At 64.9% G+C, this 12,176-nt stretch carries 12 protein-coding genes and 1 pseudogene; 10 read left to right on the top strand and 3 right to left on the bottom strand.

Annotated features, from left to right (window positions below):
* Positions 1–3 precede the first annotated feature (3 nt).
* The 9 genes and pseudogenes from tkt to JQ592_RS04470 all read left to right on the top strand — a co-directional run bounded on the left by tkt (position 4) and on the right by JQ592_RS04470 (position 8,044).
* Positions 4–2,022: a transketolase gene (tkt, locus tag JQ592_RS04510; protein WP_211401687.1), complete on the top strand. Its 2,019-nt coding sequence runs from the start codon at positions 4–6 to the stop codon at positions 2,020–2,022.
* Between the two features lie 12 nt (positions 2,023–2,034).
* Positions 2,035–3,120, top strand: coding sequence for a class II fructose-bisphosphate aldolase (gene fba / locus JQ592_RS04505; protein WP_211401686.1), 1,086 nt, complete (start codon positions 2,035–2,037; stop codon positions 3,118–3,120).
* A gap of 31 nt (positions 3,121–3,151) precedes the next feature.
* The gene (locus JQ592_RS04500) at positions 3,152–4,612 is read left to right on the top strand and encodes a form I ribulose bisphosphate carboxylase large subunit (protein WP_211401685.1); all 1,461 of its coding nucleotides are present in this window, start codon (positions 3,152–3,154) and stop codon (positions 4,610–4,612) included.
* A gap of 11 nt (positions 4,613–4,623) precedes the next feature.
* On the top strand, positions 4,624–5,049 hold the full coding sequence (locus JQ592_RS04495) for a ribulose bisphosphate carboxylase small subunit (protein WP_211401684.1): 426 nt from the start codon (positions 4,624–4,626) through the stop codon (positions 5,047–5,049).
* A 99-nt stretch (positions 5,050–5,148) separates the two neighbouring features.
* Positions 5,149–6,084, top strand: coding sequence for a CbbX protein (cbbX, locus tag JQ592_RS04490; protein WP_211401683.1), 936 nt, complete (start codon positions 5,149–5,151; stop codon positions 6,082–6,084).
* Positions 6,081–6,818, top strand: a complete 738-nt coding sequence (rpe, locus tag JQ592_RS04485) for a ribulose-phosphate 3-epimerase (RefSeq protein ID WP_211401682.1) — start codon at positions 6,081–6,083, stop codon at positions 6,816–6,818. Before cbbX ends, rpe begins: the two co-directional genes overlap by 4 nt.
* A 265-nt stretch (positions 6,819–7,083) precedes the next feature.
* The gene (locus JQ592_RS04480) at positions 7,084–7,281 is read left to right on the top strand and encodes a hypothetical protein (protein WP_211401767.1); all 198 of its coding nucleotides are present in this window, start codon (positions 7,084–7,086) and stop codon (positions 7,279–7,281) included.
* A pseudogene (locus JQ592_RS04475) lies at positions 7,218–7,663 on the top strand (EAL domain-containing protein); the annotation flags it as partial. The gene JQ592_RS04480 and the pseudogene JQ592_RS04475, both read left to right, overlap by 64 nt.
* Positions 7,664–7,831: 168 nt before the next feature.
* Entirely contained in the window at positions 7,832–8,044 is a 213-nt protein-coding gene (locus JQ592_RS04470; RefSeq protein ID WP_211401681.1) for a hypothetical protein, read from the top strand.
* A gap of 21 nt (positions 8,045–8,065) precedes the next feature.
* On the opposite strand, the gene JQ592_RS04465 is transcribed toward JQ592_RS04470, so the two are convergent.
* Both JQ592_RS04465 and JQ592_RS04460 read right to left on the bottom strand, forming a co-directional pair.
* Positions 8,066–9,433: an NAD(P)/FAD-dependent oxidoreductase gene (locus tag JQ592_RS04465; protein WP_211401680.1), complete on the bottom strand. Its 1,368-nt coding sequence runs from the start codon at positions 9,431–9,433 to the stop codon at positions 8,066–8,068.
* A gap of 43 nt (positions 9,434–9,476) precedes the next feature.
* Positions 9,477–10,166, bottom strand: a complete 690-nt coding sequence (locus tag JQ592_RS04460) for a GntR family transcriptional regulator (protein WP_211401679.1) — start codon at positions 10,164–10,166, stop codon at positions 9,477–9,479.
* A 111-nt stretch (positions 10,167–10,277) separates the two neighbouring features.
* On the opposite strand from JQ592_RS04460, the gene JQ592_RS04455 reads away from it, so the two are divergent.
* Complete coding sequence (locus JQ592_RS04455) at positions 10,278–11,165, top strand: transporter substrate-binding domain-containing protein (protein WP_211401678.1); 888 nt, start codon at positions 10,278–10,280, stop codon at positions 11,163–11,165.
* Positions 11,166–11,184: 19 nt separating this feature from the next.
* Here JQ592_RS04455 and JQ592_RS04450 read toward each other — a convergent pair whose 3' ends face one another.
* The gene (locus JQ592_RS04450) at positions 11,185–12,021 is read right to left on the bottom strand and encodes a universal stress protein (protein ID WP_211401677.1); all 837 of its coding nucleotides are present in this window, start codon (positions 12,019–12,021) and stop codon (positions 11,185–11,187) included.
* Positions 12,022–12,176 lie beyond the last annotated feature (155 nt).

The raw sequence follows: 12,176 nt of genomic DNA, 5'->3' as shown, positions 1-12,176 counted from the left end.
CCGATGAACATCTCCGTCCACGCCGAAGCCGACCTCACGGCGGTCACGCATAACGATCTCGCCAACGCCGTCCGCTTCCTCGCGGTCGACGCCATCGAGACCTCGCAGTCCGGCCATCCCGGCCTGCCCATGGGCATGGCCGATGTCGCGACCGTGCTGTTCTCGCGCTTCCTGAAATTCGACTCCGCCCATCCGAACTGGCCGGACCGCGACCGCTTCGTGCTGTCGGCGGGCCACGGCTCGATGCTGCTCTATGCGCTGCTGCACCTCACCGGCGGCGATGTCAGCCTCGACGACATCAAGGCCTTCAGGCAGTGGGGCTCGAAGACACCAGGGCATCCCGAATATGGTCACACGCCCGGCGTCGAGACCACGACGGGACCGCTGGGGCAGGGCATTGCGACCGCTGTTGGCATGGCGCTCGCCGAGCGCATGGCCAATGCGCGGCACGGCGACGGGCTCGTCGATCACTTCACCTATATCATCGCGGGCGATGGCTGCCTGATGGAAGGCATCAGCCAGGAGGCGATCTCGCTCGCCGGCCATCTCGGGCTCGGCCGGCTGATCGTGCTGTTCGATGACAACGGCATCTCCATTGACGGTCCGACCTCGCTCGCGACATCGGACGACCAGCTCGCGCGTTTCGCCGCCTCCGGCTGGTCGGTGCGCCGTGTCGACGGGCACGACCCCGAAGCGGTGGCGCAGGCGATCGCCGAAGAGCGGGAGACCGCAAAGCCGTCGCTGATCGCCTGCCGCACCATCATCGGCTATGGCGCGCCTGATAGGCAGGGCACCGAGAAGGCGCATGGCGCACCGCTCGGTACCGAGCAGGCGGCGGCGGCGCGCCGGACGCTTGGCTGGGACTATCAGCCCTTCGTGGTGCCTGTCACGATCCAGAAGGCATGGCGGATGATCGGGCAGCGCGGGCAGGTCGATCGTCTCGCCTGGCTCGATCGCTATGAAGACGCAACGCCAGAGCAGCGCGACCTGTTCGTCGAGGGCAAAGCCGTCGCGCTGCCGGCCGCCTATGCGCTGGCCGCCGCGAAATTGCGCGAGCGCTTTGCCAGCGAACGGCCGAAGCTCGCGACGCGGCAGGCCTCGCAACAGGTGCTCGAGGCCATCGCCGGGACGATCCCCGGCCTGGTCGGCGGCTCGGCGGACCTGACGCATTCGAACCTGACGCATGCCAAGGCGCAGGCGCCGGTCAGGAGCGGTGCATTCGCCGGCGACTACATCCACTATGGCATTCGCGAGCACGGCATGGCCGCTGCGATGAACGGCCTCGCGCTGCATGGCGGCTTCATCCCGTACGGCGGCACGTTCCTCGCGTTCTCCGACTACAGCCGGCCCGCGATCCGCCTTGCGGCCCTGATGCGGCTGCGCGTCGTCCATGTCATGACCCACGACTCCATCGGGCTCGGAGAGGATGGCCCGACGCACCAGCCGGTCGAGCATCTCGCGGCGCTGCGCGTCATTCCTGACCTGCTCGTGTTCCGGCCGGCTGACGCCGTGGAGACGCTGGAGGCCTGGGATTGCGCGCTTACGGCGGAGCATCGTCCGTCCGTGCTGTGCCTGTCGCGGCAAGCCTTGCCGACCTTCCGCAGCGATGCGCGTGGCAGAAACCGCGTCGCGAACGGTGCCTATCTCGTCGTCTCGCCGGATGGCGGTCGTGACGTGACGCTCATCGCAACCGGCTCGGAAGTGTCGATTGCAATGGAAGCCGCGCGCCTGCTCGCGACCGAGCACATTCGCGCCGCTGTGGTCTCCGCACCCTGCTTCGCGCTGTTCGAGGAGCAGCCGGAAGATTACCGCGCCTCTGTGCTCGGCACCGCGCCGCGCGTCGGCATCGAGGCGGCCGTGCAGGGCGACTGGTCGCGCTGGATCGGCACCAACGGTGAATTCGTCGGCATGCGCGGCTTCGGCGCCTCGGCGCCGGCACCAGTGCTGTACCGCGAATTCGGCATCACACCGCAAAGCATTGCGGAAGCGGCCCGCCGGGCGATCGCCCGCAAGAGCCAATAAGGAGGACGACCCTTGGCCCGTATCACCCTTCGCCAATTGCTCGATCACGCCGCAAGCCACGGTTACGCCGTGCCGGCGTTCAACATCAACAACATGGAGCAGGGCATCGCGATCATGCAGGCGGCGGCCGAGGTCGACGCGCCCGTCATCATCCAGGCCTCGCGCGGCGCGCGCAGCTATGCCGGCGATCTCATGCTCTCGCACATGATCGACGCGCTGGAGCGGACCTATCCGGACATCCCGCTCTGCATGCATCAGGACCACGGCAATGACGAAGCAACCTGCGCCTCGGCCATCGCCCACGGTTTCACCTCGGTCATGATGGATGGCTCGCTCAAGGCTGACGCCAAGACTGCGGCCGACTATGATTACAACGTCGCGATCACGCGCCGCGTCGTCGATCTCGCCCATTGGGTCGGTGCCTCCGTCGAAGGCGAGCTCGGCGTGCTCGGCTCGCTCGAGCACGGTGGCGGCGAGCAGGAGGACGGTCACGGCGTCGAGGGCAAGGTCAGCCACGACCAGTTGCTGACTGACCCTGATCAAGCCGTCGACTTCGTTCGCGCCACGAAAGTGGATGCGCTGGCGATCGCGATGGGCACCTCGCACGGCGCCTACAAGTTCAGCCGCAAGCCAGATGGCGACATTCTGGCGATGCGGGTGGTCGAGGAGATCCACCGCCGGCTGCCGAATACGCATCTGGTCATGCACGGCTCCTCCTCGGTGCCGCAGCCACTGCAGGACATGTTCAACCAGTTCGGTGGCGAGATGCCGCAGACCTGGGGTGTGCCCGTCGAGGAGATCGTCCGCGGCATCAAGAGTGGGGTCCGCAAGGTCAATATCGACACCGACTGCCGTCTCGCGATGACCGCGGTGTTCCGGAAAGTGGCCGCGCAGGCGCGCTCCGAGTTCGATCCGCGCAAATTCCTCAAGCCCGCGATGGACGCGATGCGAGAGCTGTGCCGCGAACGGTTCGAGCAGTTCGGCACCGCGGGCCATGCCAGCAAAATCAAGGTGGTCCCGATGAGCGAGATGGCGCGCCGCTATCGCGCCGGCGAGCTCGATCCGCGCATCGATGCCCGCGAGCCGGTCGCCGCCTAATCATTCAGAGAGAGAAGAGCAGGAGAGAGACATGAACGCACATGCAGGCACAGTCCGCGGCAAAGAGCGCTATCGCTCCGGCGTGATGGAATACAAGCGCATGGGCTATTGGGAGCCCGACTACACGCCAAAGGACACCGACGTGATCGCGCTGTTCCGCGTCACGCCGCAGGAAGGCGTCGACCCGATCGAGGCCTCCGCTGCGGTCGCCGGCGAATCCTCGACCGCGACCTGGACGGTGGTGTGGACCGATCGCCTGACCGCAGCCGAGAAATATCGCGCGAAATGCTACCGCGTCGATCCAGTCCCGGGCACGCCGGGCTCGTATTTCGCCTACATCGCCTACGATCTCGACCTGTTCGAGCCGGGCTCGATCGCCAACCTCTCGGCTTCGATCATCGGCAACGTGTTCGGCTTCAAGCCGCTCAAGGCGCTGCGGCTCGAGGACATGCGCTTTCCCGTCGCCTATGTGAAGACGTTCCAGGGACCGGCGACCGGCATCGTGGTCGAGCGCGAACGGCTCGACAAGTTCGGCCGGCCGCTGCTGGGCGCAACGGTGAAGCCGAAGCTCGGGCTTTCGGGCCGCAACTACGGTCGCGTGGTCTTCGAGGCGTTGAAGGGCGGGCTCGACTTCACCAAGGACGACGAGAACATCAACTCGCAGCCCTTCATGCACTGGCGCGAGCGTTTCCTCTACTGCATGGAGGCGGTGAACCGCGCCCAGGCCGCCACCGGCGAGGTGAAGGGGACTTACCTCAACATCACCGCGGGGACGATGGAGGACATGTATGAGCGTGCGGAGTTCGCCAAGGAGCTCGGCTCGGTCGTCGTCATGATCGACCTCGTGATCGGCTACACCGCGATCCAGTCCATGTCCAAGTGGGCACGGCGCAATGACATGATCCTGCATCTGCATCGCGCCGGTCACTCGACCTATACGCGGCAGAAGAGTCATGGCGTGTCGTTCCGCGTCATCGCCAAATGGATGCGGCTCGCCGGCGTTGACCACATCCACGCCGGCACGGTGGTCGGCAAGCTCGAAGGCGACCCCAACACCACGCGCGGCTACTACGATGTCTGTCGCGAGGACTTCAACCCGATGAAGCTCGAGCACGGCCTGTTCTTCGACCAGCATTGGGCGAGCCTCAACAAGATGATGCCGGTGGCCTCCGGCGGCATCCATGCCGGCCAGATGCACCAGCTGCTCGACCTGTTAGGGGAGGACGTCGTGCTGCAATTCGGCGGCGGCACCATCGGCCACCCCATGGGGATTGCGGCCGGCGCGACCGCCAATCGCGTGGCGCTGGAAGCGATGATCCTCGCCCGCAACGAAGGCCGTGACTACGTCCACGAGGGCCCGGAGATCCTGGCCAAGGCGGCCCAGACCTGTACGCCGCTGAAGGCCGCGCTCGATGTCTGGAAGGACGTCACCTTCAACTATCAGTCCACCGACACGCCGGACTTCGTGCCGACGGCGCTGGAAACCGTTTGAGGAGATTTGACATGAAACTGACCCAAGGTGGCAAACTAACTCAAGGCTGCTTCTCGTACCTGCCGGATCTGACCGACGACCAGATCACCAGTCAGGTGCAGTATTGCCTCAGCAACGGCTGGGCGGTGAACATCGAGTTCACCGACGACCCGCATCCTCGCAACACCTATTGGGAGATGTGGGGCCTGCCGATGTTCGATCTCCAGGACGCCGCTGGTGTGATGATGGAGCTCGCCGAATGCCGCAGGGTGTATGGTAACAGCTACATCCGGATCAGCGGCTTCGATTCCAGTCATGGCTGGGAGTCGGTGCGGATCTCGTTCCTGGTCAACCGGCCGGCCCAGGAAGCGGAATTCGAGCTGGTGCGGCAGGAAGTGGCCGGACGCGCGATCCGCTACACCACGGTGCGAAAGCCGGCGGCCCACGCCCCTCAATAGCCATTCTCGCTCCGCGCGGAGCTCTCCCTGCTCCGTATCCTTGGCGGACCACTGCTTCGCCGCCTCCCTCGCGGCGAAGCTCTTTTCTTCGAGGTGCCGATGCTCGATGTCCCCCATGCCACGACGACCGATCAAAGCGAGACCCAATTCGATCTTCGCAAGGAGGCCGAAGCGGCCGGGATCACCGATACGCTGCAACAGCTCGATCAGGAGCTGATCGGGCTCAGGCCGGTGAAGAACCGCGTGCGCCAGATCGCCTCGCTGCTGCTGATCGAGCGCATCCGGCAGCGCGCGGGCCTTGCCGCCGCGCCGCCGACGCTGCACATGTCGTTCACGGGCAATCCCGGCACCGGCAAGACAACTGTTGCGCTGCGCATGGCCAAGATCCTGCACGGGCTCGGCTTCGTGCGACGCGGGCAAGTGATCTCGGTGACGCGCGACGATCTCGTCGGCCAGTATATCGGCCACACCGCACCGAAGACCAAGGAGATCCTGAAGAAGGCGATGGGCGGTGTGCTGTTCATCGACGAGGCCTATTATTTGCATCGTCCCGACAACGAGCGCGACTATGGCCAGGAATCGATCGAGATCCTGCTCCAGGTGATGGAGAACCAGCGCGAGGACCTGGTCGTGATCCTCGCCGGCTATGGCGAGCGGATGACGAGCTTCTTCGCCTCCAATCCCGGCTTCCGCTCGCGCATCGCGCACCACATCGAATTTCCTGATTATGCAGAGGCCGAGCTGCTCGTCATCGCCGAGCTGATGCTGAAGGAGCGCGGCTATCGCTTCTCGGCGGCGGCCCGCGAGGCGTTCGAGAAATACATCGCCCTGCGCCGGACCCAGCCGTTCTTCTCCAACGCCCGCTCGATCCGCAACGCGGTCGATCGCATCCGCCTGCGGCAGGCCGATCGTCTGGTGTCCGACCTCAACCGCATGCTCGATGTCGCCGATCTCGAAACCATCGACCCGGCGGATGTCCTTGCAAGCCGCGTCTTCAGCGGTGGTCCGGCTGCGGAAAGGAGCGTGAAGGCATGACCAGCGAGATCCTCATTGCCCCCTCGATCCTGGCCGCAGACTTCGCGCGTCTCGGCGAGGAGATCGCGGCCATCGATGCGGCCGGCGCCGACTGGATCCATTGCGACGTGATGGACGGACATTTTGTCCCGAACATCAGTTTCGGCGCCGACGTCATCAAGGCGATCCGGCCGCTGACGAAGAAGGTCTTCGACGTGCATCTGATGATCGCGCCGGTCGACCCCTATCTCGAGGCGTTCGCGAAGGCCGGCGCTGACGTCATCACCGTTCACGCCGAAGCGGGTCCGCATCTCGACCGCTCGCTGCAGGCGATCCGCGCCCTCGGCAAGAAGGCCGGCGTCAGCCTTTGTCCCTCGACACCGGAGAGCACGATCGAATATGTGCTCGATCGCCTTGATCTCGTACTGGTGATGACGGTCAATCCGGGTTTCGGCGGCCAGGCCTTCCTCGAATCCCAGCTCGAAAAGATCAGGCGCATCCGAGGCATGATCGGCGACCGGCCGATCCGGCTCGAGGTCGATGGCGGCATCACGCGCGACAACGCTGCTGCGGTTGCCGCCGCCGGCGTCGATACGCTGGTGGCGGGCTCCGCCGTGTTCCGCGGCAAGGGCAGCGCCGATTATGCCGCCAACATCGCCGCCATTCGCATCGCCGCCGAGGCCGGCCGGGTTCCCAAGCTGCAACATAGTTCCGTGCAGCCGAAGCGCGTGGGCGAAGGAGGTCGCATCCGGTAGACTACGGGAGGCGTAAGCATCGAAAGTCCCGGCGTAACGGTTGTCCCAAGGCATGGCACTTTGCCCCGGAGTTCTACGGGGGATGCTATATAAACCCATTGGCTGTTTCAGGCCGGGGTAACCAACGCGCCTGAGGCGAAAATTCGATTAACGCCCGCGCAACTCTAAGCGTCGCAAACTGCGCTCTAGAAGTGCGAGAGTGCGCGGGGATGCGGATCGAGGACATTTGCAGGCATGCGGCCTGCGCGCGGCACGGAGCGATCGCGTGAGCATGCATCGCCTGTTCGCCGAACAGCTTCGCTGCGCCACAGACGCCAGCGGACGAGTCGACGTGGTCAAGCTGGGCGAACTCGTCAGCGCGGCCTATGCGGCGAGCGAGCGCGACCGCCAGCGAATGATCACCCGACGCGGGGCTTCGTGCCGCCGGACCAGTTCATTCCGCTTGCCGAGGAGAACGGGCTGATCGTCGAGATCGGCGAATGGGTGCTGCGCGAGGCCTGCCGCGAGGCGGCATCCTGGCCGCGGCCGTTACAGGTCGCGGTCAATTTGTCGCCGGTCCAGTTCCAGGCCGGTTTCCGTTCGACAAGATCAAGATCGACCGCAGCTTCATCTCCAATCTCGAGGCGACGCCGCAATCGGCCGAGATCGTCCGCGCGGTCCTGAGCCTTGCGCATGCGCTGAATATCCCTGTTGTCGCCGAAGGCGTGGAGACGGAAGCGCAGCGTGCCTTCCTGGCGCGCGAGGCCTGCGAGGAGATGCAGGGCTACCTCGTCGGCCGGCCCGAGCTGATCGAGCGCTATCTCGACCTGGTCGGCGTGACCGTGGAGCGCCGCCTCTACGCCTAGCGCGTGGGTCAGAGTCCACGCGGACGTTTGGAACTAAAATTCTTACTGGGTCTTCTCGAAAGTTAACCCAGGTTAGGCGCGTTGTGCACGCAGCAAATGTTTTGCATAAACGCCATCGGCCTGACGCAAATCAGGACAATAAGCGCGGTGAACGCGAGGGAGGGTCTCATGGAGAACGTACGTCGCTACCGGGCGCTGGCGTCCCTCTGCCGACAGCAGGCTGCCTACAGGCCGCTTCAGAACTGGGAACTCCTCGGCCAGGCCGAACATTTCGAATATCTCGCCGAGGTCGCGCTGAAGGCGCATTTCGACGCGTGCAATGCGCAACGCGATGAGGACGCGGGAGCGGCTGCGACATGGGAGACCCCTGCCGCGGCATGATCATGCCGGCGATGCAGGTGATCACAGCAGCCCGCGGCTCTCTGCGCTCTCAAGCTCGTCCATGAGCGCCTTGTTCTCGTGACGCGCGAGCGAGAGAACGCCGGCAAAGGACGGAGCCGGAGCGCCGACCAGGGCGCGTGCACAGAGGTCGCCGGCAGCGCATGCTGACATGGTGCCATAGCCCGACAAGGCGGTCGTCAGGAACACGCCCGGCGTTCTGGCCGCGCCGATCAGAGGCCAGTTCTCCTTCGTCATCGGATAGAAGCCGCCATAATGCACCCGGTCCCGGGGCAGGGCACCGAGATATTGCCTGAGCGCGGGCTGAAGCCGGCTTGCGGCGCGCAGCACGATCTCCGGGAAGTAGGGATTGAGTTCGGGTTCGCGCGTGGGTTCGGCCGGCTCCGGGTTGAAAGCCCAACCGAGCTTGATCCACTGACCGTGATCGCCGCCGTCGGGACGGCAATGAATGCTGCCCGGCATCGGCTCCAGCAGGCGGGCAAGTTCCGGAGACGCGGCCAATGCCTCGCGCTCGTCGGCCGACCAAGCCAGCGTCTGGCCGTCGAGATCGATCGCAAACGGCATCTTCCGGTCAACCGCGCGGTTGCGGTCGACGAAGGCGATCTTCTGCTGGAGCACGTTGAAGATCGGCAGCTCTTCGCCATGCATGGCTGCGATGTGCGCCGCAAACGGGCCGGCGGCATTGACGATGATATCGGCCTTGATGGTGTGGCGCACGCCATCGGCGATGACGTCGACCACGAACCGGTCGGCCTTGGCGATGCCGACCACGCGCGCCTGCTGAAACTGGGCGCCCAAAGGGCGCATCGTCTCCAGCATGTACTGGCCGAGCTGCTGACCGCTGATGTCGCCGGCCCTGCGGATATGCAGCGCAGCGGCGACCTCCCTGTCGAAGGCCGGGTAATATTGGTGGATGAGGTCGCGGCCGATCAGCACATCGACGCCGTCGGGCGCGGTCTGCCAGTCGGCCGACAGCGGGGGTGAATAGTCCTTGGCTGCGCCCTCGTGCAGGCGGATCAGCTTCGAGGCCGAGGCACCATAGCCGGCATGCAACTGCTGCAGCAGCTCTTCCGGTTTTTCCTCTCGTGTCACGAGAAGATAGCCGCGCCGCGTCATGTGGATGCGGTTGTCCGTGCGCCGTGCGATGTCCTCCATCAGATCGGTGCTGTGGTCAGTGAACGCCGCCATGGTTGGATGCGGCCACCAGTTGCGATAGTTCTCGCCAGACTGGGCGGACGTCAGCGCCATCGGCTGGCCTTCGTCCACGATCAACAGGCGCGCGCGCTTGTGCTCGACGGCGAGGTAATAGGCCGTGGCGAGGCCCGCCATGCCGGCACCAATGACCAGGATTTCGACGTCGTTCGTCTTCAAGCGGACTCTCCTTGAACGCGGTGGGGGCGGATTGATCCCAAGATCAATCGGTCTCGCCCCGTGATGCATGCCGCTGTGCCGATCGCAGCGTCTTCTGCGTCTGCACGATGTGCTCGCGCAGCAGGCGCACGGCCTTCTCGACGTCGCCGTCGCGGCAGTATTCGAGCAACTGGTAATGTTCGCGCTGGGGTCGATCCTTGCCGGTGGCGCGCGAGACCAGCGCGCGCGTGAAGCGGCCCACGTGGCCGTAGTTGGCCTCGATCATCGCGAGCAGGCGCGGGCTGTTGCAGGGGGCGTAGAGCGCCTTGTGGAAGCGCCAGTTGAACGCGCCCCATTTCGCCGGATCGGGTTCGTCATCATAGGAGCGCAGGATTGCACGGGCGTCGTCGAGATCGATGTCGCCCATGGCCGGGATGGCAAGGCGCAGCGCGTGGCATTCGAGCGCGATGCGGATTTCGAGCAGCTCGACGACCTCGTCGATGGAGAGATCCGAGACCACCGCCCCGCGATTGGGCAGGAACGTCACAAAGCCCTCGGCCTCCAACTGCCGCAGCGCCTCTCTGACGGGGATGCGGCTGGTCCCGAATTTTTCGGCGAGCTCGTCCTGCCGGAGCTGAATGCCAGGCGCGAGCTCGCCGGCGCTGATCGCGCGCCTCAGCGCCTCGCGGACCGTGTCGGGCGTCGAGCCGTGAAGGCCGCCGTTGCGTTGCTTCGCCGCTGCTTCCGATTTCATCCGGCATCTCGTCGCGGTTGACCCAGGATGGATTGTATAAAATCAGTTGGTAGATTATGCAAGATAGTGTATAAAATATCGTGTGATTGTATCCAATTTAGGAGTGAGGCCATGAAGGGGCTGCTGTATTCACTTGTGTTTTTGACTGCAGCCTCGGGCTCTGCTCTGGCTCAAGCTCCTGATGGGACGCTGGCCAAGATCAAGGCGGCCGGCGAAATCCGGCTCGGGCACCGCGATGTCTCGGTCCCGTTCTCCTATCTCGACGACAATCAGAAGCCGGTCGGCTTCGCGATGGACCTTTGCGCGCGGATCGTCGATGCCGTGAAGGACGAGCTGAAGCTTCCCTCGCTCCAGACCAAGCTGCAGCCGATCCAACTCAGCACGCAGATTCCGCTGATCGAGAACGGGACCATCGACATCGTCTGCGGTCCCGCCACCAACACGCTGGAGCGGCAGAAGGTGGTGGCCTTCAGCAACACCATCTTCGTTTCGAGCATTCGCGCGGTGGTCAGGAAGGATGGGCCGATCAGGGCGTTCGAGGACTTGAAGGACAAGCCGGTCGCGCTGACCACTGGCTCGACGTCAATTGCCCTGCTTCTGGCACGCGGCCAGGAGAAGAAGTTCGAGGTCAAGCAGGTGCTGTCGCCGGACCACGCCGCGTCGTTCCTTGCTCTCACGACGGGACGCAGCGACGCGTTCGTGATGGACGACATCCTGCTCGCCGGCCTCATCGCCAACAGCCAGACGCCGGACAACTGGCGGATCATCGACGACAGTCTGCGCACGGAGCCTTACGGACTGATCATTCGGAAGGGTGATCCGGACTTCAAGGAGCTGGTCGACAGGACGCTTGGCGCGATGATGAAGAGCGGCCAGTTCGCAGAACTCTACGCGAAATGGTTCACGAAACCGATTCCGCCCAAGAACGTGAACCTGAACTTCCCGATGCCCGCGCCGCTGAAGGATGCGGTTGCCAATCCGAATGACAGGGGCGTGTGATCAATCCGTTGCGGATCGATCAATGCGACATCAGCGTCGGCACTGTCATGGCCTCCAGCATGGCCCGGGTAACGCCGCCGAGAAAGCGCTCCTGCAGCCGCGAATGGCCGTAGCCGCCCATCACCAGCAGATCGAGGCCCTCGTCGGCCGCCAGCGACAGGATGGTCGGCTGGATGTCGGAGCGGGCGGCTGACAGACCGACCGTGTGGGTCGACAGTCCGCGCCGGCCAAGATGCCTCGCCAGATTGCTGGCCGACACCTCGCCCGGGACCGCATCGGCTTCGTTGATCGTGATGAGCATGATCCCCTCGGCACGCGCCAGGAACGTCGCTGCGTCGCGCATCGCGCGGGCGGCGACGCGGCTGCCATCCCAGCAAATGCCGATCCGCCTCGCCTTGAAGGCACCACGGAACGTGTAGGGCAGGAACAGCACCGGGCCGCCGGCCTGGAACAGGATTTCGCCGGGCACTTCGTTGTCGAACGAGCCTTGCGCCGGATCGGGCTGGAGCACGATGCTGAGATCGTGCAGCCGCGCCATCGCACCGAGCGAGCCGGCTGCATCGGCGGGGATCGCGCCGAGCGGATGGCAGGCGTAGGAGATGCCGGCGTTCGCCGCTTCGCTCTTGAACACCTCGAGCGCGGCCTCGGCCCGCTCCAGGGCGCGCTCGCGCTCGAGCTCGAACACGGCCGCCATGGCGGCACCGCCGTCCATGACGTAGGCCGCGCTGCTCGCGACATAGCCGACCGCGACCGCGTCGAGATGGGCGTTGAGATGCGCCGCGAGCGAGATCGAGCCCTCGATCACGGTGCGCATCGGCCGCTCGGTCGGGATGTGGACGAGAATGTCTTTGTACATGGCGCGCCTCCGATCGACATCGTACGACAGTTGCAGTCTTCCACTGCGCGGAGCGGCAGCCTTGAGCTGCATCAAATGTGCAGCCGCGATTTTGGCCGGCCGCAGCACCGTTGCCAAGATTTAATCGCGTGGACGGAACGCCGTAAGGTGGCAAC

This window comes from Bradyrhizobium iriomotense, from assembly GCF_018129405.1.
GTDB classification, from domain to species: domain Bacteria; phylum Pseudomonadota; class Alphaproteobacteria; order Rhizobiales; family Xanthobacteraceae; genus Bradyrhizobium; species Bradyrhizobium iriomotense_B.
The sequence above is the reverse complement of the archived record's forward strand: the minus strand, read 5'-3'. Positions and strand labels throughout refer to the sequence as shown.